The organism is Corallococcus sp. AS-1-6 (assembly GCF_020037015.1).
Taxonomy (GTDB): Bacteria; Myxococcota; Myxococcia; order Myxococcales; family Myxococcaceae; genus Corallococcus.
Map to the genome: position 1 here is coordinate 184,208 of NZ_JAIQDE010000013.1, position 23,545 is coordinate 207,752.

Sequence of the window (23,545 nt, forward strand, 5' to 3'; positions counted from 1 at the left end):
TCGCAGGAGTCAGCCGTGTCTCGTACCTCGACGCCGTTCCGGACGTGGGCGCTGGGCGCCGTGTTTCTCGCATCGTTGGGCGGTTGCTCGGGACCGGAGGACGCTCCTGTCGCCGGGGAGGCGGTGGGGAAGGTGGAGTCCGCCGCGCTGTCGACGCGGGTGGTGGGCTACCTGCCGACGTGGGCGGGGGATGTGAATGCGCTTCAGTATTCGAAGCTGTCTCACATCAACTACGCGTTCGCGCTGCCCACGGCTTCCGGCGGGCTCACGGGGGTGAGCAGCTCTGACGCGCGGCTGCGCTCGCTGGTGACGCAGGCGCATGCGCAGGGCGTGAAGGTGCTCATCGCCGTGGGTGGCTGGAACGACGGCAACGACAGCGGCTTCGAGCAGATGGCGGCCAACGCGAGCACGCGCACGGCGTTCGTGAACACGGTGGTGAACTTCGTCAACGCGGCCGGGCTGGACGGCGTGGACATCGACTGGGAGTACCCGGACCCCGGCACGTCGGGGAACAACTACGCGGCGCTGATGCGCGAGCTGGGCACGGCCATGCACAGCCGGGGCAAGCTGCTCACGGCGGCGGTGGTGGCCAACGGCTACACGGGCGGCGGGGTGCAGGCGTCCGTGTTCAGCGACGTCGATTTCCTCAACATCATGGCGTACGACGGCGGGCAGCCGCATTCGACGTATGAGCTGGCGGTCCAGTCGCTGGACTACTGGAAGGGGCGCGGGCTGCCGGCGTCGAAGGCGGTGCTGGGCGTGCCGTTCTACGGGCGCTCGCCGTCGAGCTACGTGGCCTATTCGGAGCTCGTCGCGCGCGACCCGCAGGCGCCCTACAAGGACAACGTGGGGGACGTCTATTACAACGGCATCGCGACCATCCAGGCGAAGACGCAGTTGGGGAAGCAGAACGGCGGCGTGATGATCTGGGAGCTGTCGCAGGACACGTCCGGGAGCACGTCGCTGCTCAGCGCCATCTACTCCGTGGCGCAGGGCACGGGCGGCACGGGGGCGTACCGGCTGGTGAACAAGGCCTCCGGCCGGTGCGTGGACATCAACGGCCCCAGCACGGCGGACGGCGCCATCATCCACCAGTGGGCCTGCCACACGGGCACCAGCCAGCAGTGGTCGATGGAGGCGACGGACAGCGGCTACTACCGCTTCGTGTCGCGCTACAGCGGCAAGGCGCTGGACGTGCGGGACGTGAGCACGGCGGACGGCGCGGGGCTCCAGCAGTGGTCCTACGGCGGCGGGAGCAACCAGCAGTTCAAGCCGGTGGCGCTGGGCAACGGCTACTACCGGCTGGAGGCGCGCCACAGCGGCAAGGTGCTGGACGTGACGGGCTGCCAGCAGGGCAGCGGTGACGGCACGCCGCTCCAGCAGTGGACCTGGTTCAACAACGACTGCCAGCAGTTCCGGCTGGAAGCGCTGTAGCCCCTTCGCGGGAGGCGGAGCCGGCGCCGTGGGCGAGGCGGATGCTATAGGGACGTCTGCGATGACCGACCCACGCTCCCCATGGGCACGCCTGCTCCGCCGTCCCATCGGCCGGGGTTGGGAGTGCATGCGCGCCCCGTATGTGACGGCGCTGGGAGTGTGCTTCGCGGTGCTGGCGCTGCGCTCGCACGAGCGGCTCCTCCAGGCGCACCTGTGGGCGGAAGATGGCATGGTGTTCCTGGGGGACGCGCTCGCGTATGGCTTTGGCGCCACGTTCATTCCCTATGCGGGCTATCTGCACATCGTCCCGCGGCTGCTGGCCTGGGGCCTCTCGCTCCTGCCCATCGAAGCGTTCGCGCTCGGGCTGGCGTTCGTCACCCTGGCCATCAACGCGGCGGTGTTCGCGCTCTTCGCGCGGGCCCGCTTCCGCTGGCTGGTGCCCCATGACGGCGTCCGCGTGTTCACCGCCGTGGCGTTCTGCTTCCTGCCGGGGACCTGGGAGGTGACGGGCAACCTCGCCAACCTCCACTCCGTGCTCTTCTACGGGGGGATGCTGGTGGCGCTCCAGGACCTGGATCGTCCGCTGGGAGTCGTGGATGGCGTGGCGCTGCTCGCGGTGGCATCGAGCGCGGGCGAAGGTGTGTTGCTGGCACCCGTCTTCCTGCTGCGCGGCCTGATGCGGTGGCGCGAGGTCCAGCCCCGGCGCGCGGTGGCGTGGGAGGTGGTGGTGGCGGTGCTGCTGACCGTGCCGGCGGCGGTGAACGCGGTGCTCTTCCGGAAGTCCGGCATGCCCGCCGCGGACTTCGCCACGTGGTCGTTCGCGCGCATGGCCGAGCACGTCTGGAACACCTTCTGCGTCCGTTACGTGCTGTTCCCGGTGCTGGGTGAACCCGGGACGTTCGCCTATTTCGACTGGCCGCTCGGTGCGCGGATCCTGGTCGCGGGCGGGTTCATCGCCGTGCTCGTCCTGGGCCTGCGCCGGTTGCCCGCGCGACCGCGCGCGTTGCTGCTGTTCGTCTGCGCGTGTGTCTTCCTGTTGATTCCGCTCACCTGGTATGTGCGCTCCGGCTCCGCCGAACATCCTTCGTTCGGAGAGCTGCGCAATCCCATCGTGATGCCGGGCCGCTACATGCTGTTCGCGCTCCCGGCGGGAGTCATCCTCTGGGTCGCGGCGCTGGGGCGGTTCCGCGCCGTCCTCGCCGCGGGCCTCTGTGTCTGCGTGGTGGGGCTGGCCTATCGACGTTGGACCTTCGAGCCGTGGGGGCCCGAGCGCGACTGGCCCCGGACCTCCCAGTTCATCCGCGAGACCCGCGAGACGCCAGGGGCGGAGGTGGCCGTGCCCATCAACCCCGGAGGATGGCGGATGCAGGTCCACGGCGCCTCAAGCTCGGCGCCGTGAACGCTGTCAGGGCGCCTGGGCCTTCGTGAGCGCGTCGCGCAGCCTGTCGGCCAGCACCTGGACGTGGGGTGGCTTGAGGAAGGAGTAGTGGTCTCCGGGGACGGTGTGCGCGTCCAGCCCGCCGGGCGCGTAGGCGGCCCAGCCGTGGTCCCAGCGCGAGCCCTCCGCTTCGAACAGGGTGAAGGGCCCGCTGGCCAGTGGCGGTGCGTAGACCCAGGCCGCGTGCAGGTGGACCTCGAACGCCTGGCGCATGTCGCGCAGCGGCTGCTCCGCCGCGAACAGGGGCTGGCTGGCCTGCTCCAGCGCCGCCATCCACTGGTCGGGGGAGCGTCCTTCGTTCGCCGGCAGCGGCTGGCCCGAGGCGCGCAGCAGATCCTCCAGGAACAGCGCGCTCAGCCGTGCCTTCGCGTCCTCCGGGTTGCCGGAGTGCAGGCTCGCGGACGTGTCCAGCAGCGCGAGCAGCGCCACCGTCTCGCCCTCGCGCCTGAGCTGGTGGGCCATCTCCCACGCGATGCTGCCGCCCATGGACCAGCCGCCCAGCAGATAGGGGCCGTGGGGTTGGACCTCCCGGAGGGCGCGCACGTAGAGGGCCGCCATCTCCGGAATGGACTCGCAGGGAGGCTCCGCGCCGTCCAGTCCGCGGGCCTGGAGCCCGTAGAAGGGCTGCTTCGGCCCCAGCGCCCGGGCCAGCTCCGCGTAGGGCGCGACGTTGCCGCCCACCGCGTGGACGCAGAAGAAGGGACGCACGCCTTCCTGGCCCTCTTGAATCGCGACGAGCGGCGACCACGGCGCGGCGTCATCCCGGAGCAGACCCGCCAGGTGCTCCACGGTCGCGTTCTGGAAGAGCGCGGACACGGGCAGCGGACGGCCCAGCCTGGCGCGGATGGCGGACTGCAACCGCAAGGTCAGCAGCGAGTGCCCGCCCAGCTCGAAGAAGTTGTCGCGCACGCCAATGGGATGCACGCCCAGCACCTCCTCCCAGATGCGCACGAGCCGCAGCTCCAGCGGCGTCCGGGGCGCCACCAGGGTCCGGGTGGAGTCGCGGCCTCCTTCCGGCGCGGGCAGCGCCTTGCGGTTCACCTTGCCCGAGGGCGTCAGCGGGAACTGCTCCAGCGGGACCCAGCGCGCGGGCACCATGTATTCCGGCAGCCGCTGCTGGAGGAAGATCCGCAGCGCGCCGACGTCCAGTGACGTCCCGGCGGCGCCCACCACCCAGGCCACCAGCCGCTTCTGGCCGCTGCCGTCGTCCCTCGCGTCGACGATGCAGTCCCGCACCGACGGGTGCTGCGCCAGCGCCGCTTCGACTTCGCCGGTCTCGATGCGGAAGCCGCGCACCTTCACCTGCGCGTCGCGCCGGCCGAGGAACTCCAGCGTGCCGTCCGGCAGGAACCGCGCCCAGTCGCCGGTGCGGTACAGTCGGCCTCCCGGCGTGGGGCTGTGCGGGTCGGGGATGAAGCGGTCGGCGGTGAGGCCGGGCTGATCCAGGTAGCCGCGGCAGACCTGGACCCCGCCCACGTACAGCTCGCCCGTCACGCCTCGCGGCACCGGACGCAGGTGCGCGTCCAGCACGTGGATGGCCACGTTGCTCAAGGGCCTGCCGATGGAGGGCAGGTCCGGCCACGCCACCGGGTCGCCCTTCAGCGACAGCGACGTCACCGCGTGGGCCTCGGAGGGCCCGTAGTGGTTGTGCAGCACGGCGCCCGTGCGCTTCATGAAGCGGCGGAGCGCGGGCGACATGCGCAGTTGCTCGCCCGCGACCATGATCTCCCGGACCCGCGTGGGCCAGGTGCCCTCGCGCTCGGCCACCTCCGCCAGGTTCTGGAGCGCGACGAAGGGCATGAAGAACCGCTCGATGCCCGCGCTCTCCAGCAGCGCGAGGAGCTGGCTTGCGTCGCGGCGGGTCTCGTCGGTGAGCAGCACCAGCTCACCGCCCGCGGCCCAGGTCGCGAACAACTCCTGGAACGACACATCGAAGCTCAGCGCGGAGAACTGGAGCGTGCGCGCCCCGGGCGCCACCGAGTCCCCCAGTTGCCAGTGGAGCAGGTTCACCAGCGCCTCGCGGTGCATCGCGATGCCCTTGGGCGTGCCGGTGGAGCCGGAGGTGAAGATGACGTAGGCGAGCGCCTGCGCGTTGCCCACGGGGGCGGGGCGCGCGTCGGACTCGCGGGCGAGGAGGTCCGCCTGCGTGTCGAGCTCCAGCGACAGCGCGGTGCCGCCGCCGAGGGTGCCGTGCAGCGCCCGCGACGTGAGCAGCACCGCCACCCCGGAGGCCTGGAGCATCGCGGCGAGCCGCTCCGGCGGATAGGCCGGATCCAGCGGCACGTAGGCGCCTCCCGCCTTGAGCGTTCCCAGCACGGCCACGGCCAGCTCCAGCGAGCGGTGCAGGTGGATGCCCACGCGGACGTCGGCGCCCACGCCGTGCCGGCGCAGGTGGTGCGCGAGCTGGTTGGAGCGGCGCTCCAGCTCCGCGTAGGTGAGCGTTCGCGCTCCGAAGCGCACCGCGATGGCGTCAGGCGTGCGCGTGGCCGTGGCCTCGAAGAAGGCGTGGACGCTGGACACGGAGGGGTAGGGCACGGACTGGAGCGTCCACTGCGCGAGCTGCCGTTGCTCCCCGTCGGTGAGCAGGGACAGCGTGGCCAGCGGGGCATCCGGTGTCGCGAGCGCGCTTCCCAGGAGCTGGGTGTAGTGGTCCGCGAAGCGCGCGACCGTGTCCTCGTCGAAGAGGGCGGTGTTGTATTCCCACGCGCTCGACCAGCCTTCGGGTGACTCGCGCACGAAGAGGGTGAGGTCGAACTTGGCCATGCCGGGCTCGAAGGTCAGCGCCCGCACGGAGACGCCGGGCAGCTCCCACGGCGCCCCCGCGTTCTGGAAGACGAACATCACCTGGAAGAGCGGCGAGCGGCTCAGGTCGCGCGAAGGGACGAGCGCGTCGACGAGCTGCTCGAAGGGCATGTCCTGGTGGGCGTAGGCGCCGAGGCAGGCTTCGCGCACGCGGCCCAGCAGCGAGCGGAAGCTCTCCGCGCCGGACGCATCCACGCGAAGGGCGAGGGTGTTGGTGAATAAGCCGATGAGGTTCTCCACCTCGCGACGGCCGCGCCCGGCGATGGGCGTGCCGATGACGAAGTCCTCCTGGCCGCTGTGACGGGCGAGCAGCGCATGGAAGCCCGCGAGCAGCAGCATGAAGGGCGTGACGCCCGCATCCCGCGCCAGTGACTGGATGGCGGCGGGAAGAGACGCAGGCAGCGGGCGCGAGAGCTGAAGCCCCTTGAAGGACTGCACGGGCGGACGCGGCCGGTCCGTGGGCAGGTCCAGCGTGGGAGGTGCGCCCTCCAGGTGCTGCCTCCACCATGCGCGCTGCGCCTCCAGGGGCTCCCCCTGCATCACCTGCCGCTGCCAGGCCGCGAAGTCCGGGTACTGCACGGGGAGCTGGGGCAGGGCAGGGGACCTGGCGCTGTAGAGGGCCTTGAGCTCGCGCACCAGGATGTCGATGGACCAGAAGTCACAGACGATGTGGTGCATGACCAGCAGGAGCGCGTGACGCTCCGGCGCGGTGCGCACCAGCGTGGCGCGCACGAGCGGTCCATGCTCCAGGTCGAAGGGCTTGCGAAGCTCCGCCTCCGCGCGCTGGCGGAGCGCGGCGTCCGGGGTCTCCTCCCGCGCGAGCGTCAGGGGCTGATGCGCACGGACGTGCTGCACGGGCTGGCCGCCCTCCTCGGAGAAGGTCGTGCGCAGGGCCTCATGGCGCTGGATGAGCGCGTCCAGCGCGGCTTCCAGGGCGCGGGCATCCAGCGGCCCTTCCAGTTGGAAGAAGAAGGGGACGTTGTATGCGTACCCTTCCGGATCCAGCCGCGCGAGGAACCACAGCCGCTGCTGCGCGAAGGACAGCGGCAGCGGCTGCTCACGCGAGACCTCGACGATGGGGGGCGTGGGGGGCCCATGGCCTCCCTTCTTCAGGTCCTCCAGGCGCTCCGCGAAGCGGGCCACGGTGGGCGCTTCGAAGAGCAGCCGCACGGGGACGTCCTGCTGGAGCACGTCCCGTAGACGCGACACCACTCGCGTGGCCAGGAGCGAGTGGCCTCCCAGCTCGAAGAAGTGGTCGTGCGCCCCCACGCGGCTGACGTTCAAGAGGGGCGCCCACAGCTCCGCGACCAGGGACTCCCAGCCCTCGCGCGGCGCGACGTAGGTGTCCTTGCTCCCGCTCGCGTCCGGTGCGGGCAGGGCCTTGCGGTCCACCTTTCCCGACGGCGTGAGCGGCAGCCGCTCCAGCTTCACGATGGCGGAGGGGACCAGGTGCACCGGCAGCTTCGCGGCGAGGCTGGCGCGCAGCGCGACCGGCTCCACCGCCATGCCGGCGACGTAGGCCACCAGGCGCTTGTCGCCGGGGGCGTCCTCGCGCACGACGACGACCGCGTCCGTGACGCCCTCCGAGTCCTTGAGGGCGGTCTCAATCTCTCCGGGCTCGATGCGGAAGCCGCGCAGCTTCACCTGCGAATCGTTCCGGCCGAGGAAGTCGAGCACGCCGTCGGGGCGCCACCTCGCGCGGTCTCCCGTGCGGTACAGCCGCGCTCCTGGCGTGGTGCTGAACGGGTGCGGAACGAAGCGCTCCGCCGTCAGCGCGGGCTGGTGCAGGTAGCCCCACGCCAGGCCGTCACCGCCCACGTACAGCTCGCCCGCCACACCCACCGGGGCCGGGGCTCCCAGCGCGTCCAGCACGTAGGCCCGCGAGTTGGCGATGGGACCGCCAATGGGGATGGGGGCTCGCGCATCCGCGGGGACGGTGAGCCGGTACGCGGTGGAGATCGTCGTGTTCTCCGTGGGGCCGTAGGCGTTGACGATGGGCTGGCCCGCCTCCAGGAGCCTCCGTGCGGCCACGGGCGACATCAAGTCTCCGCCCGTCATCACCTGCCGCACGCTCGCGAGCGCGCGGGGCTGCGCCATCACCATCTGCTCGAACAGCGCGGTGGTGAGGAACAGCGTGGTGATGCGCTCGCGCTCCAGCGTCGCACCCAGCTCCTCCAGCGAGGGCTGGTGCGCCGGGAAGACGACCAGCTTCGCGCCGTGCAGCAGCGCGCCCCACAGCTCCAGCGTCGCCGCGTCGAAGGAGATGGGCGCAAGCTGGAGGAGCACCTCCTCCGGTCCGAACCGCGCGTAGTTCGTGCCCGTCACCAGCCGCACCACGCCCCGGTGCGGGATGCACACGCCCTTGGGCCGGCCAGTGCTGCCGGACGTGTACATGACGTAGGCCAGCGCCTCGGGCGGTACGGTGATGCGCGGCGCCTGCGTGGACTCCCGCGCGAACGGGCGCCATGACGGCTCCAGCACCACCACCCGCGCCTCCAGCGCCGCGAGCTTCAGCTCCTGTCCCGGCTGCACGAGCAGCACCGGCAGCCGCGTGTCGCGGGCCATGAAGAGGAGTCGCTCGGTCGGGTAGGACGGATCCAACGGGACGTAGGCGCCACCGGCCTTGAGGATGGCCAGCGTGGCCACCACCAGCTCCAGCGAGCGGCCGGTGCACAGGCCCACCGGAGTGCCCGCGCCCACGCCCAGGCCCCGCAGGTGGTTCGCGAGCTGGTTGGCGCGGACGTCCAGCTCCGCGTACGTCAGGTGGCTGCCTTCGAACGTCACCGCGATGGCGTGTGGCGCGCGCGCGGCCTGTGCTTCGAAGAGGGAGGGCAGGGACGCGTCGCGTGGATGGCCCGCGTGGGTGTCGTTCCAGGTCACCAGCAGTTGGTGACGCTCGTCCTCGGAGAGCAGCGGGATGCGGGAGAGGGGCCGCTCGAAGTCGGAGACGGCGGCCTCCAGCAGGCGCGTGTAGTGCGTGGCCATGCGCGCCACCGTCGCCTCCTCGAAGAGGGCGGTGTTGTACTCCCAGAGGAAGCCCAGGCCCTCCTGGGCCTCCTGCGCGAAGAGGGTGAGGTCGAACTTCGACATCCCCGTCTCCACGTCGAGTGGCTCCACGGCCAGGTCCGGCAGGGCCCGCGCCGGAGCGCCTCCGGCGTTCTGGAGGACGAACATCACCTGGAACAGCGGCGCGCGGCTGGTGTCGCGCTCGGGCTGGAGCGCGTTCACCAGTTGCTCGAAGGGCAGGTCCTGATGGGCGAAGGCCTCCAAAGTCACGTCGCGCGTGAGCCCCACCAGGTCGCGGAAGCTCGCGCCCTGGGGGGAGGTGATCCGCAGCGGCACGGTGTTGATGAAGAAGCCGACCAGTCCCTCCAGTTCCTGCCGCTGACGGCCGGCGAGCGGCGCGCCGATGACGAGGTCGTCCTGACCGCTGTAGCGGGAGAGCAGTGCGTGGAAGCCCGCCAGCAGCAACATGAAGGGCGTCACGCCGTGGCGCTGGCCCAGGGCCTCCACGGCCCGGGACAGCGCGGGCGAGGCCTTCCAGGCCAGGTGCGCGCCCTCGAAGGTCTGCACCGCCGGACGCGGCCGGTCCGTGGGCAGCATCAGGGCGGGAGGCGCGTCCTGGAGCCGGGCCTTCCACCAACCGAGCCGCTCCTCCACCGTCGCGCCCACCCAAGCCAGGCGCTGCCAGCGCGCGAAGTCCGCGGGCTGGAGCGGCAGCGCGGGCAGCTCCGCCGCGGCTCCACCTGTCTCCTCACGGTAGAGCGCGGTCAGCTCGCGCTCCATCACGCCCAGCGACCAGCCGTCACAGATGATGTGGTGCAGCGTGATGAGCAGGGCATGGTCCCCGTCACCCACGCGCACCAGCGTCGCGCGCAGCAAGGGGCCTTGCGCAAGGTCAAAGGGGCGGCGCACCTCTGCCTCCGCCCGGTGCATGAGCGCTTCCTGCGAGGCCACCTGTTCGCGGCGCAGGAGGACGAACAGTGCCGGAGCAATGGCCTCCGCCCGGCGCGTGGGGGGCTCCTGCGAGGCCTCCTGCCCACGGCGCAGAGGCGCCTCCAGCGCCGGAGCAATGGCCTCCGCCCGGTGCGTAGGCGCATCCGGCGAAGCCACCTGCTCCCTGCGCAAGGGCACCTCCAGCGCCGGAGTGATGCGCTGCACCGGCTGGCCCTGGTGCTCCTCGAAGGTCGTGCGCAGTGCTTCGTGCCGCTGGACCAGACGCTGGAGACTCCGCTCCAAAGCATCGGCGTCGAGCGGGCCCGTCCAGCGCGTGAACCAGGGCAGGTTGTACGAGAACCCTTCCGGATCCATCCGCGTGAGGAACCACAGGCGCGCCTGCGCGAAGGACAGGGGCGGCGTCTCGCCGCGCGGGCGGGGCTCGAGCGGCGGCTCCGCGGTCTGGCACGCCTCCGGCTTCAGCGTGGACAGGTGCTCCGCCAACTCCTCCACGGTGGGGAAGGCGAACAGCGCGCGCACGGGCAGGTCCACCTGGAGCCGGTCGCGCAGCCGCGACGTCACCTGCGTCGCCAGGAGCGAGTGACCGCCCAACTCGAAGAAGTGGCCCTGCGCGCCCACTCGCGGCAGTTGCAGCAGCGAGGCGAAGACACCCGCGACCTCCGTCTCCAGCGGCGTGCGCGGGGCCACGAAGTCCCGGGCGCCTTCCGCGTCGTCGCCCGGGGCAGGCAAGGCGCGGCGATCCAACTTGCCGCTGGGCGTGAGCGGGAACGCGTCCAGCAGCACGAAGGCCGCGGGCACCATGTACTCCGGCAGCCGGTCGCGCAGCGCCGCCTTGAGCTCGCCGGCCTCCACGGCCGCCCCGGGCTGCGTCACCACGTAGGCCACCAGGTGCTTGCCCCGGGCCGGGTCCTCGCGGGCCACCACCGCCACGTCCTTCACGCCCGGCAGCTTCGCCACCGCCGCCTCCACCTCCGGCAGCTCGATGCGATAGCCGCGCAGCTTCACCTGTGCGTCGCGCCGGCCCAGGAACTCCAGCGTGCCGTCCGGCAGGTACCGGGCGAAGTCACCGGTGCGGTACATCCGCGCGCCCGGGTGCGGGCTCAGCGGATCCGGCATGAAGCGCTCCGCCGTCAGGTCCGGCCGGTGCAGGTAGCCCCGCGCCAGCCCCGCCCCGCCGATGAACAGCTCGCCCGCGACGCCCACCGGCACCGGCTCGCCGCGCGCGTCCAGCAGGTACGTCCGCGCGTTGGTGATGGTGCGGCCGATGGGCGGCAGGTCCGGCCAGGTGTCCGGGTTCCCCTTCAGCACGTGGGCGCTGGCCGCGTGCGTCTCCGTGGGGCCGTAGTGGTTGTCCAGCACGCACCCGTCCAGCGCGTGCAGCAGCCTGCGCAGCGCGGGCGTCATCCGCAGTTGCTCGCCCGCGGTGTTGATCTCCCGCAGCGTCGTGGGCACCAGCCCCTCCGCGTCCGCCACCTCCGCCAGGTGCTGGAGCGCCACGAAGGGCAGGAAGATGCGCTCCACGCCATGCGCGCGCATCAGCGTGAGCAGGGCCCGTCCGTCGCGCCGCGTGTCCTCCGGCATGAGCACCAGCTCTCCGCCCGCGGCGAAGGTGGGCAGCATCTCCTGGAAGCACACGTCGAAGCTCAGCGCGGAGAACTGGAGCGTGCGCCCCCGGGGCGCGGCGGAGCGGCGCACCTGCCACTGGATGAGGTTGAGCAGCGGGCGGTGTGGCATCGCCACGCCCTTGGGCACCCCCGTGGAGCCGGACGTGAAGATGACGTAGGCCAGCGTGTCCGGCCCTCCCACGGGCACGGGCGCCGTCGCCGGCATGTCCTGGTCGTCCTCCAGGAACAGCCGCTCCACGCCGTCCTCCGGCAGTCCGGACGCCAGCGAGCGCCGGGTGACGAGCACCCTCGCGCGCGACGTCTGGAGCATCAGCGCCAGCCGCTCCGGCGGATAGGCCGGATCCAACGGGCAGTAGGCCGCCCCGGACTTGAGGATGCCCAGCACGCCCACCGCCAGCTCCAGCGAGCGGTCCACGCACAGCCCCACCGCCGTGTCCGGCGTCACGCCGCGCGCCCGCAGCGCATGGGCCACGCGGTTCGCCCGGGCCTCCAGCTCCGCGTACGTCAGGTGCGCGTCCCCGAAGCGCACCGCCACCGCGTCCGGGCTCCTGCGCACGCTGTCCTCGAAGAGGGCATGCACGCCGGAGCGCACCGGCACCTGGGCGAACGTGTCATTCCAGTCCACCACCGCGCGCTCCCGCTCGCGCGGCGTCAGCAGGGGGAGCGCGGAGACGGGAGACTCCGGCCGGGCGACGGCACCCTCCAGCAGGCGCGCGTAGTGCGCGGCCATGCGCGCCACCGTCGCCTCGTCGAAGAGGTCCGCGTTGTACTCCCAGCGGGCCTCCATGCCCTGCGGGTCCTCATAGAGGAACAGGGTGATGTCGAAGCGCGCGACGCCGGGCTCGAAGTCCACCTCCGTCACGGTGAGGCCGGGCCACTTGAGCGCGGCCCACGGCGAGTTCACGTGCACGAACATCGCCTGGAACAACGGCGAGCGGCTGGGGTCGCGCTGGGGCACCAGCAGGTCCACCAGTTGTTCGAAGGGCATGTCCGGGTGCGCGTACGCGCCCATGCACACGTCCCGCACGCGGCCCAGCAGCGCGAGGAACGTCGGGTCGCCGGACGCGTCCAGCCGCAGCGCCAGCGTGTTGGCGAAGAAGCCGATGAGCCGCTCCACCTCGCGACGTCCGCGCCCCGCCACGGGCGTGCCCACCACCAGGTCCTCCTGCCCGCTGTAGCGCAGGAGCAGCACCTGGAACGCCGCCAGCAGCGCCATGTACGGCGTGACCGCGGCCTTGCGGCTCAGCTCGCGGATGCCCGTGGCCAGCGCCGGAGCCATGGGCAGGCGGTACACCGCGCCCCGCGACGTCTGGCGCGGCGGACGGGGGCGGTCCGTGGGCAGCTCCAGCGCGGGCGGCGCTCCGGACAGCCGCTCCTTCCACCACGCGCGCTCGGCCTCCAGGAAGTCACCCGTGAGCGTCTGCCGCTGCCAGTGCGCGAAGTCCGCGTACTGCGCCGGCAGCTCCGGCAGGCGGGGCGGTTCGTCGCGCGTGAAGGCGGTGTAGAGCGCGCTCAGCTCGTTCGCCATCCACCCCAGCGACACCGCGTCGCAGACGATGTGGTGCGTGACGAAGAGCAGCGCGTGCTCGTCCGCAGCCATCCGCGCCAGCGTGGTCCGCACCAGCGGCCCGCGCTCCAGGTCGAAGGGCCCGCGGGCCTCCGCCTCCGCGAAGTCGCGGAGGGCGCGCTCCCGCGCCTCCCCGTGCGTGGACAGGTCCACCCCGCGCAGGGGCACCTCCAGCGCCGGGGCGATGCGCTGCACCGGCTGGCCTCCCACGGCGGCGAACGTGGTGCGCAGCGACTCATGGCGGGCCACCACCGCCTGGAGCGCCCGCGCCAGCGCGCCCGCGTCCAGCGCGCCCTTCAGCCGCACGAAGAAGTAGACGTTGTACGTGGCGCTCGTGCCCTCCAACTGCGCCAGGAACCACAGGCGCTGCTGCATGAAGGACAGCGGGAGCGGCTGGCTCCTGGAGACGAGGGGCAGCGGGGCGCGCTTCTTCCCCGGCGTGGCCGGCGAGGAGGTCGTCATCGGGATGGCTCCGTTACACTTCGAAGGCGGCGAAGCCGCGCGAGCGCAGGGCGCGCAACAGCACGGCGAGGACGAAGAACCCCAGGGCCGCGCTCGCGGTGACCCACCGGATGCCCCAGCGGTCCCCCAGCGCGCCCTGCACCCAGACGCCCAACGTGAAACCCACGAAGAGCAGCATCGCGCTGAGGCTGGCGATGCGCGCCTGGAGCTCGTTGGACACGCGCGTCAGGCACAGCGCGGACAGCCCCGTGAGCGTCAGCATGTACAGCGCGCCCAGCGCCATCACCGCGACCGCCGCGACCGGCAGCGACGGTGACAGCCAGTACGCCGCCGCCGTGGGACCAATCAAGAGCAGGGCCACTTCCAGGAGCCGCCCCTTGCCCAGCCGGTCCGTGAGCGCCCCCGCGCCCAGCGCCGCCAGCAGCGAGCCCACGCCCTGCGCCGTGACGAGCACCGACGTCGCGCCCGCGTCCAACTGGAACACCTGGATGGCCATCACCGGCGCCAGCGCCGTGAAGGGCGCGATGCACACCGCGATGGCCAGCGTGCCGCCCAGCGCCACCACCAGGGCCTCGTCCGCGCGCGCCACCCGGAGGCCCTGCACGATGCCCGCCCACAGCCCGCCGAAGTCCGCCGTCTTCCCCGCGGCCGTGGCCCGCACCCGCGTGAGCGACAGCAGCACCGCGCCAAAGGACAGCGTGTTGAGCAGCAGCGCCCAGCTCACGTCCGCGTGCGCGATGACGAGCGCCCCCAGCGCGGGCCCGCAGATGCGCCCCAGGTTGTTCTGCGCGGCGTTGAGGCTGAGCGCGCTGTGCAGGTCCTCCTTCGGCACCGACACGGCGATCATCGCGGAGTACGCGGGCGTGAAGAGCGTCACCGCGCAGCCGTTGAGGAAGGAGATGACCGCCACCCACTGCACCGTCAGCCGCCCGCTGAAGGCCAGCGCCGCCAGCGTGCCCGCGAGCGCCATCTGCACCAGCGCCCCCATGCCCACCGCCCGGCGCCGGTCGAACCGGTCCCCCAGCGCGCCTCCCAACGGCGACAGCACGATGGCCGGCAGGAACGTCAGCGCCGCCACCCCGCCCGTCCACTCCGCCCGGCCCGTCACCTTCGTCACGTACACGCCCAGCGCCAGCACCTCCATCCACGTGCCGATGTTGGACAGCGCCGCTCCGCCCCACAGCAGGGCGAAGTCGCGGTGCTTGAGCACGCGCAGCGAGGACCACCGGGACGAAGGAGGCGTGGACACACTCGCTTTCTAATTCACCGAGAGCGCCGGGTGTTCACGGACTTCGAAGCTGTTGGGTCTGGATGGAGTTGCGGCGGAAACGTGCAGTGCTGCTTCAGTTCCGCCGGGGCAGGCGCAGGGTGAAGGTGGAGCCTTCACCCAGGGTGGAGCGCGCGGAGAGCGAGCCGCCGTGCAGCTTCGCGAGGGCCGCGGCGATGAAGAGGCCCAGGCCGTGGCCGCGCCCGCGGTCCTCGTCCGCGCGCTGGAAGCGGTCGAAGACGTGGGGCAGGGCGCTGGCGGGGATGCCCACGCCCCAGTCGCGCACGTGGACGAGGACGAGGCCCGGGTTGATCGCCACGCCCACCTCGACGTGGCGCGACGTGCCGCTGTACTTCACCGCGTTGGACAGCAGGTTGTTGAGCACCTGGCGCAGCCGCTCCGCGTCCATCATCAGCGGCTCCACCTGCTCCATGGCGCGCAGGGAGAAGTCCATCTCCGGTTGCAGCTCGCGCCACTCCTGGACGAGCTCCTGGAGGAAGGGCGTCAGCTCCGTGGGCTGGAGCTTCAGCTCCAGCTTCCCGTCCGCCAGCCGGGAGGCGTCCAGGATGGACGTCACCAGCCCGTTCATCCGGTCCAACTGGCGCAGCACGGCCTCCGCGGAGCGGCGCTCGTCGTCAATGCCGCGCTTGTGCACCTTGCGCAGCAGCAACTGCGTGTTGAGCCGCGCGGAGCTGAGCGGCGTCTTCAGCTCGTGCGCCACCCAGTTGAGCATCTCCTCGCGGGCCAGGCCCAGCGCGTTGGAGGGCTCGCGCGCGGTGGGGCCCGCTTCCTGGCGGGCCGCGAGCCGGTGCTGGAGCGCCTGGCTCACCGCCTGCTCGAAGGTGGTCAGGTCCACCGGCTTCGCGAGGAAGGTCTGGGCGGCCTCGCGCCCCTGCGGACGCGCCGCGCTCAGGAGCAGGAAGGGCACGTCCGACAGGGCCGGCTCGGAGCGCATGGCGTGCAGCAACTGCATGCCCGTCTTGCGCGGCATCATGTGGTCGCTGACCACCAGGTCCGGCGTCTCCGTGCGGGCCAGCAGCAGCGCCTCCTCCCCGTTGTGCGCGCGCACCACGCGGTGGCCCAGGTCCTCCACCACCTCGGAGAAGACCTCCAGCAGCGCCTCTTCATCCTCCGCGATGAGGACCAGGCTCATTCACCCATTCCTCCAATGTGCGTCCCCAGCGGCCGGGCCTGTCCGGTGAGCAGGCCCATGGCGGAACGCAGCGGGGCCAGCACCTTCACGCCCGTGTCCTGGATCTGGAACTCGCGCAGGTCCGCGGAGTACTCGCTGTCACGCATCTTGAGCACGGACAGCAGGCGGTGCATCTGGCCGTGCAGCTCCACGTAGCGCAGGAGCAGCAGGTTCTCTCCCAGGCTGGCGATGGGCGCGTCGTTGAAGTCCAGCTCCGTGCCGACGATCTTCGGCACCTCCCGCGTGAACACGGTGGTGATGCCGCGCATGCGCAGCCGCATCGCCAGCGACGCCAGGAAGGTGCGCCGCCGCGAGGCGTCCAGGATGGACAGCTCCAGCTCCGTCAGCCCGTCCAGCACCAGTCGCTTGACGCCGAGCGCGTCCACCTGCGCCAGCAGGTCCCGGATGAGCTCGTCCGCCTCCAGCTCCATGGGCGGCACGAAGCGCAGCGTCAACCGCCCATCGTCCAGCAGCGGGGCCACGTCCAGTCCCACGCGCTGGGCGCGGGCCCGGAGCATGGCCGGAGCGTCGAAGAAGGAGACGAAGAGCGACTTCTGACCGTGGCGCGCGCCATCCGCGGCGAAGTGCAGGGCCACCAGCGTCTTGCCAATGCCCATGCTCCCCGCGAGCATCGTGGTGCTGAGCTCCGGAAGCCCGCCGTGCATCAGCGCGTCCAGCTCCGGGAGCCCGAACGCCATGCGCTTGAGCGTGGGCGGCTCGTCCCGCAGCTCCAGGAGGACGGCCTCCAGGCGCGGGATGAACTCCACGCCGCTCTGGCGCATGATCATGGTGTGCTCACCGGTGAGGTGGGGCCGGCCGCGCAGCTTCACCACCTCCACGCGGCGCACCCGGCGGGAGCCGTGCGGCTGGATGGACAGCGCCACGATGCCGTCCACCGTGGTGGCCTCCGGCAGCTCCATCAACCGGCCCAGCGGGTACTCCGTGGTGAACAGGCCGATGCAGTTGCAGGCGGCCAGGCCGATGCCCAGCTCGTAGAGGAACTCGCGCAGCCGCGCCTCGTCCTGCCAGAGGTCGCGGATGGAGCGCAGCCCGTCGATGAAGAGCATGGCCGCGCCGCGCTCGCGCACCGTCTGGAGGATGAGCTCCCGGGCCTCCTTGGGCCCCCGCTTGAGCGCGGAGTAGGCGCTGATGAGGAAGAGCTTCTCGCCCAGCAGATCCGGCTGGAAGAAGGAGAAGGCGGACAGCGCCTCCATCAGCTTGTCGTGGGGCTCCGAGGTGACGGTGACCACCACCACGGGCATGCCGCGCGCCGCGGCCGCGAAGGCCACCTGGCTGCACAGCACCGTCTTGCCCGACCCCGGCGTGCCGGTGACGATGAAGGACTGACGCGGGGGGATGCCTCCGCCCAGGAGGGCGTCGAAGCTGGGGATGCCGCTCTGGAAGAGCGAGGTGTTGCCACGGGTCATGCCAGAATCCGTCGAACGGCGAGGACCAGATGCGCGTGCCTTTCCGCCGTTCGGAAGCACATGCGAGGACAGGGGATTCGCGGGGTGTGAACAGGGCGCGTCTGGAGCGCCCCCGCTTCCCTGCCGGCATAACCGACGGCCTCGGGTCCAACCAACGGGATGAACCCGCTTTTCTCGTGCTGCGACGACAGGTCAACACCGCCGGCCGTGGGGCAGGCGGCCCACCAGGCGTCAGCGCGAGGGCGCGGGCTGCTCGTCCGGGGAGCGGGCGCTGAAGCCCTTGAACAGCACCAGGGACACCCCGAGCCCCACCGCGCACACCGCGGAGACGTAGTGCGCGGGCGCGAGCGGGTTCTCTTTCAAGGCCAGCGTCACGGCGAGCGGCGTGAGGCCGCCGAACAGCGCGTACGCCACGTTGTAGGAGAACGACAGGCCGGAGAAGCGCACCGCCGGGGGGAAGGCGTGCACCATCACCGCGGGCACCACGCCGGCCACGCCCACGCAGAACCCCACGCCCGCGTAGAGCGGCACCAGGTGCTCCGGCGCGCTCGCCACGCCCCGGTAGAACACCTGCGCCGCGACGAGCAGCATCCCCGAGCCGAGCGCCATGGCCCGCGTGGGCCCCAGCCGGTCCGCGAGCAGGCCGTAGCAGACGCAGCCCAGCGTGAGCGTGAGCGTGGCCACGCTGTTGGCCGCCAGCGCCTTCGCGGGCGGGATGCCGTGCAACTGCTGCATCAGCGTGGGCGTCATCAGGATGATCACCACGATGCCGGCGGTGAGCACCCAGGTGAACAGCATGGACACGACGACGGCGGGCGCGTGGCCGCGCAGCGCGGCCTTGAGCGGCAACTCGCGCACCAGCGCCTTCTTCTGGCGCATCTCCTCGAAGACGGGCGTCTCCTGGAGCCAGCGGCGCAGGAACACGGCGAAGAAGCCGAACACGCCGCCCACCACGAAGGGCACGCGCCAGCCGTACGCCAGCACCTGCTCCGGCGTGAACGCGGTGTTGACCGCCGTGGCCACCAGCGAGCCCAGGAGGATGCCCAGCGTGAGCCCGGAGGTGAGCGTCCCGCACGCCAGGCCCACCCGGCGCTCCGGCACGTGCTCGGAGACGAACACCCACGCGCCCGGCACCTCTCCGCCCACCGCCGCCCCCTGGAGCAGCCGCAAGAGCAGCAGCAGCAGCGGCGCCGCGTACCCGGCCGTGGCGAACGTGGGCAGCAGGCCGATGCACAGCGTGGGCACCGACATCAGGAAGACGCTCAACGTGAACATCCGCTTGCGCCCGGTCCTGTCCCCGAAGTGCGCCATCACGATGCCGCCCAGCGGCCGCGCCAGGTACCCCGCCGCGAACAGCCCGAACGTCTGCAACTGCCGCAGCCAGTCCGCCGTCTCCGGAGGGAAGAACAGCTTCCCCATCACCGCCGTGAAGAACACGAAGATGATGAAGTCATAGAACTCCAGCGCGCCCCCCAGCGCCGCCAGCCCCAGGGTGCGGATGTCCCGGGCGGACAGCGGACGGGGAGCGGCCTGCGGGGACGGGGCGTCTGAGGAGGAGGTCGCCATGCGCTTGAGGACCCGGAGGATATGCCGGGTGCCCCGCGTGTCACCGATCCGTCACGTTGTTAAAGTGTATTCTCCGTAAAACCAGTTGACACGTTGTGCGAAACTTGTGGGGAGGTCTCGGCATCGGTATCTTCCCGGAATTGCGAGTTCCGTCCCGGGAGTACAATTTGGACAGGGTTGATACCGCGACGCCTACGCCGGCCGCACCCGGGGTGAACCCCCTCTTCGGGAAGTACCGCATGGTGCAGCGGCTCGCCACGGGCGGGATGGCGCACCTGTTCCTGGCGACGATTGACGGGCCGGACGGCTTCTCCAAGGCGTGCGTCATCAAGCGCATCCTGCCGGAGTACGCGAACCTGGAGCCCTTCGCGCGGATGTTCGCGGACGAGGCGAAGGTCGCGGCGCTGCTGACGCACCCGAACATCGTGCAGGTGTTCGACTTCGGGAAGATCGACGGTCAGTACTACCTGGCGATGGAGTGGATCCAGGGCCAGTCGCTGGACCGCATCATGCGGCACGCGGCGGCGGCGAACATCCCGCTGGGGCCCCGGGTGACGGTGGACGTGGGGCTGGCCATGTCGGACGCGCTCACGTACGCGCACGCGAAGACGCTGTCGGACGGGACGCCCCTGAAGCTGGTGCACCGGGACATCACGCCGGGCAACGTGCTGGTGTCGCGCGACGGCATCGTGAAGCTGGCGGACTTCGGCATCGTGAAGAGCTCCGTGAACCTGGAGCGCACGGTGGCCGGGGTGGTGAAGGGCAAGTACGCGTACATGTCTCCGGAGCAGATCACGAACCGGGAGCTGGACCACCGCTCGGACCTGTATTCGCTGGGCATCGTGCTCTACGAGGCGTCCACGGGGCGCCGGCTGTTCAAGCGCGACTCCATGGAGGCCACCATCATGGCCGCGTCGGCGGGGGACGTGCCGCCGCCGTCGCACGTGGCGCCGGGCTTCCCGCCGGAGCTGGAGCGCATCCTGCTCAAGTGCCTGGCGAAGGACCCCGCGCAGCGCTACCAGACGGCGCGCGAGCTGCACGACGACCTGGAGCGCTACCGCACGGCGCAGCACTGGACGTCCGGCGGCCGGGAGCTGGCGACCTTGATGGCCACGCTCTTTCCCCCGGATGCCTCCGGCCGCGTGTCCACGGCGCTGGCGGTGCCGGGGTCCATGCCGGGCTCGTCGACAGGCGCTTCGGCGGGCGCGTCGGCGGAGGCCGCGGGCATGGGCTCCACGCGCACGCCCACCGGCATCTCCGCCCCGTCCCCCTTCGCGCCGCCGGAGCACCCGGTGGAGCTGCACGAGCCGAGCGCGCTGGTGCCCACCGGCGTGCTGCCCCGGAGCACGGGGACGGGCTCCACCACGGGCGTCATCCCGCAGCCGGAGCCGGTGGCCGCGGCCGGGGCCTTCCCCTGGGGGCTGGCCGTGGCGGCGGGGGTCGCGCTGGTGGGCAGCGCGGTGTTCTGGCTGTTCATCGCGTGAAGGGCGGGCGCACCGTGTCGTCGTGGGAAGTGGGACTGTGAACGTGAAGAATCAGAAGACCTGGGTCGCCGTCATCCTGCTGGGCACCGTGGCCGTGAACGCCGGGGCGTACCTGATGGTCCGCTCGCGCAGGGCCGCGCCGCCGGAGCCCGTCGCCACGCGGCTTCCCACGCCCACGCCCGCCGTGGCCCCGCCTTCCTCCGAGCCTCCGCCGTCGGAGGACGCGAACGCGGGCGTCATCCGGGCGCTGCGCGCTTCGGGGCTGGCCGCGCTGGAGGACCGCGACTACGGTCGCGCGGTCGCGCAGTTCACGGAGGCGCTCAAGCTGCTGCGTCCGGATGACAAGGACAGCGACCTGACGCGGCTGTTGGGCATCGCCACCGACCTGCGCTCGCGCGAGCAGTCGAAGCCCGCGCAGGCGCCCACGCCCCGGGAGCCGGCGCCTGGACGGACGCCGCCCCGCACGCGCGCCGCGAAGCTCGCCGCCGCGCGGGCCGCCCGCGAGCAGCAGGCCACTCCGGCCGCCGCGCAGGAAGAGGCGAGGGGAGGGCTGCTGCTGGTGACGTCCACGCCGCCGGGGCTGGTGGTGATGGTGGATGGCAGGGCGGTGGACATGACGCCGGCGCGGCTGACGGTGTCCGCGGGCGCGCACCGCGTGGTGCTCGCGCAGGGCGACCGCCGCCTGTACGAGGAGACGGTGGAGGTGGACGCGGACTCGGTGCGCTCGCTCAACCGCGACCTCACCGCGGAACTGACGCCGCCCGCGCCGAAGCCCGCCGTGGCGCCGGTGGCGGCCGTGGTCCCGGCCTCGCCCCCGTCCGCGGGGACACCCGTGGCGGCGCCGCGCGACCCGGAGCCCGCGAAGCCGCCGGAGCCCTCCGTGGCGAACGCCGCCGTGGCGCAGCGGGGTGATTTGGAGGTGACGTCGCCGGGGCTCTACGGCGAGGTGTGGATCAACGGCCGGCCGTATGGCTTCCCGCCCATCTCCGCGCAGGCCCTGCCTTCCGGCCCGGCGAAGGTGGAGGTCCGCGTCAACGGCGAGGTGAAGCGGCGGATGACCGTGGAGGTCGAGCCGGGCCGCAGCACCCGCGTGCGCGTGAAGTGAAACAAGGCTCACGCCCGCATTCGACGCAGTGCGCGCAATCCCAGAACTTTCGGACGGCGCTGGAGCCGGTACACTCCGAGTCACGTGAGGCCGGACTCCCCCGGGGCTCCAGGCTCGCCACCCTCCACTTCGAGAAGGTTGTTTCGTATGGGTTTCACCAGGCACGGGCGTCGTGTGTGTGTATGGCTTGCGGTGTTGGGCGCGGGCACGGGCTTCGCGCAGACGGCGCCGGAGCCCACCCTGGACCCCGGGCCGCCGGAGACGCCCTCCGCCCAGGAGCAGCGCGACCTCCCTTTGGAGGACGAGCCGGAGGTGCACAGCCAGGTGGCGTCGTTCGCCATCACGAAGCTGCACGACTCGCCGGCGGTGGTGACGGCCATCACCGCGGATGAAATCAAGGCCTCCGGTGCGCGCGACCTGATGGACGTGCTGCTGAACGTGCCCGGCTTCTTCTTCGGCGTGGACGTGCAGGGCACGGTGGGGCCGGGCTTCCGGGGCCTGTGGGGCCAGGAAGGCAAGGTGCTGCTCATCATCGACGGCAAGGAGATGAACGAGCAGCTCTACTCCACGATGCAGTTGGGGCACGAGTTCCCGGTGGAGCTGATTGAGCGCATCGAGGTCGTGCGCGGCCCCGGCTCCGTCATCTACGGCGGCAACGCGGAGCTGGCCGTCATCAACGTCATCACCCGGGGCATCCAGGGCAGCACGGACGCGCTGGCGGTGGGCACGTACGGGCAGCTCGCGCACGGCCTGGGCCGCCGCAGCCTCACGCTGTCCGGCCGCAAGGTCTTCGAGAGCGTGCCGGGCCTGAGCGCGTTCGCCTCCGCGTCGCTGGGACAGGGGCAGCGCAGCGACGCCGTGTTCGACGACTTCTACGGCGGCTCCGCGAGCATGAACGGCGCGTCGCGGTTGGACCCTACGGTGGTGCAGGCCGGCGTGGGCTACCGCGACCTCCAGTTGAGCGTGCTGTACCAGCGTCAGGACACCTCGTCGGTGGTCTCCGTGGACGAGGTGCTGCCCGCGCCCGCGGACACGGACTTCGAGTCCTTCCACGCGGAGCTGAGCGACCGCTTCCGGCCCACGGACCGGATTGAGATAATCCCCCGGCTGAACCTCACGCTGGGCGAGTCCTACCGGGACTCGGACGAGTCGTCGGACTTCTTCTACGACAAGCGCTACCGGCGCCTGCGGGGCCGGGCCCTGGCGCGCTGGGCGGCGCTCGACTACCTCCAGCTCACGGGCGGCGTGGACCTGGCGTTCGACCAGGGCCAGCTCCGGGGCCCCGCGGGCATCGGCCTGCAGGAGCCCTTCAACGGCGACGAGGACGTCGTCTCCTACCGCAACGTCGCGGCCTTCATGGAGGTGTACTCGGACAACCCCATCGCCACGGTGGTGGCGGGCGCGCGCTTCGAGGACCACAGCGCCTTCGGCAGCTCGTTCGTGCCGCGCCTGGTGCTGCTCAAGTCCTTCGGGCCGGTGAGCGGCAAGGCCCTCTACAGCCGCGCCTTCCGCGCGCCGGGCATCGAGAACATCTCCCTGGGCGACGACGTCCGGCCGGAGCGCACCACGGTGTACGAGCTGGAGGCCACCGTGCGCCTGGGCGAGGGCCAGAGCCTGAGCGCCAACGCCTTCGACGTGGGCGTGACGGACCCCATCATCTATTCGTACGACGTGGACACGGGCACGGAGGCGTACCGCAACCTGGGCCGCCTGGGCAGCCGGGGCATCGAGCTGGACTACCGGCTGCGCGGGTCCTGGGGCCGCGCGCAGGCGGGCTATTCGTTCTACCGGCCGGGCGGGCGCAACGACGTGGAGGACTACCTGGTGCCCGGCCAGCCCAACGCCTTCACCGGCCTGCCCACGCACAAGGTGACGCTGACGGGCACGGCGAAGGTGCTGCCGTGGCTGTCCGTCAGCCCCACCGCCGTGCTGGTGGGCCAGCGCTTCGCCGTGGGGGCGCCGGACGAGGAGGGCGTGTCGGAGGTCCAGACGCTGTCGCCCCGGCTGCTGCTCAACCTCTTCGTGCGCGCGGAGAACGTGGGGACGAAGGGCCTGGAGATTGGCGCGGGCGTCTACAACCTGCTGGGCAGCGACTTCCGGGTGGCCCAGCCCTACAACGGCGGCCACGCGCCCCTGCCGGTGTTCAGCCGCGAGTTCCTGGTGAAGCTCACCTACCTCTTCGAGCCGTCCTACGACGACGAGTAGCCTGGCCGTCAGCC

At 71.7% G+C, this 23,545-nt stretch carries 10 protein-coding genes; 5 read left to right on the forward strand and 5 right to left on the reverse strand.

The genetic code is table 11. The features are described 5' to 3' along the window. Positions 1-15 precede the first annotated feature (15 nt). Both K8612_RS19985 and K8612_RS19990 read left to right on the forward strand, forming a co-directional pair. Complete coding sequence (locus K8612_RS19985; protein ID WP_223763445.1) at positions 16-1,434, forward strand: RICIN domain-containing protein; 1,419 nt, start codon at positions 16-18, stop codon at positions 1,432-1,434. Positions 1,435-1,561: 127 nt separating this feature from the next. Then, the gene (locus tag K8612_RS19990; RefSeq protein ID WP_223763446.1) at positions 1,562-2,833 is read left to right on the forward strand and encodes a hypothetical protein; all 1,272 of its coding nucleotides are present in this window, start codon (positions 1,562-1,564) and stop codon (positions 2,831-2,833) included. Between the two features lie 6 nt (positions 2,834-2,839). Here K8612_RS19990 and K8612_RS19995 read toward each other — a convergent pair whose 3' ends face one another. The 5 genes from K8612_RS19995 to K8612_RS20015 all read right to left on the reverse strand — a co-directional run bounded on the left by K8612_RS19995 (position 2,840) and on the right by K8612_RS20015 (position 18,737). Continuing rightward, positions 2,840-13,285: a non-ribosomal peptide synthetase gene (locus tag K8612_RS19995; RefSeq protein ID WP_223763447.1), complete on the reverse strand. Its 10,446-nt coding sequence runs from the start codon at positions 13,283-13,285 to the stop codon at positions 2,840-2,842. Between the two features lie 13 nt (positions 13,286-13,298). Continuing rightward, positions 13,299-14,534, reverse strand: a complete 1,236-nt coding sequence (locus K8612_RS20000) for an MFS transporter (RefSeq protein WP_223763448.1) — start codon at positions 14,532-14,534, stop codon at positions 13,299-13,301. Positions 14,535-14,628: 94 nt separating this feature from the next. Then, positions 14,629-15,705 carry a hybrid sensor histidine kinase/response regulator gene (locus K8612_RS20005; protein WP_223763449.1) on the reverse strand — a complete coding sequence of 359 codons (1,077 nt, stop codon included), beginning with the start codon at positions 15,703-15,705 and terminating at the stop codon, positions 14,629-14,631. Further along, a complete protein-coding gene (locus tag K8612_RS20010; protein ID WP_223763450.1) occupies positions 15,702-17,171 on the reverse strand; it encodes an ATPase domain-containing protein in 1,470 nt (489 codons plus the stop codon). The genes K8612_RS20005 and K8612_RS20010 overlap by 4 nt, the downstream gene beginning before the upstream one ends. A gap of 231 nt (positions 17,172-17,402) precedes the next feature. Beyond that, positions 17,403-18,737: an MFS transporter gene (locus K8612_RS20015; RefSeq protein WP_223763451.1), complete on the reverse strand. Its 1,335-nt coding sequence runs from the start codon at positions 18,735-18,737 to the stop codon at positions 17,403-17,405. A 212-nt stretch (positions 18,738-18,949) separates the two neighbouring features. Between K8612_RS20015 and K8612_RS20020 the strand changes: the two genes are divergently transcribed. The 3 genes from K8612_RS20020 to K8612_RS20030 all read left to right on the forward strand — a co-directional run bounded on the left by K8612_RS20020 (position 18,950) and on the right by K8612_RS20030 (position 23,531). Further along, on the forward strand, positions 18,950-20,221 hold the full coding sequence (locus K8612_RS20020; RefSeq protein ID WP_223763452.1) for a serine/threonine-protein kinase: 1,272 nt from the start codon (positions 18,950-18,952) through the stop codon (positions 20,219-20,221). Positions 20,222-20,264: 43 nt separating this feature from the next. After that, positions 20,265-21,326 carry a PEGA domain-containing protein gene (locus K8612_RS20025; RefSeq protein WP_223763453.1) on the forward strand — a complete coding sequence of 354 codons (1,062 nt, stop codon included), beginning with the start codon at positions 20,265-20,267 and terminating at the stop codon, positions 21,324-21,326. Between the two features lie 174 nt (positions 21,327-21,500). Continuing rightward, positions 21,501-23,531, forward strand: coding sequence for a TonB-dependent receptor domain-containing protein (locus tag K8612_RS20030; RefSeq protein ID WP_223763454.1), 2,031 nt, complete (start codon positions 21,501-21,503; stop codon positions 23,529-23,531). Positions 23,532-23,545: the final 14 nt, after the last annotated feature.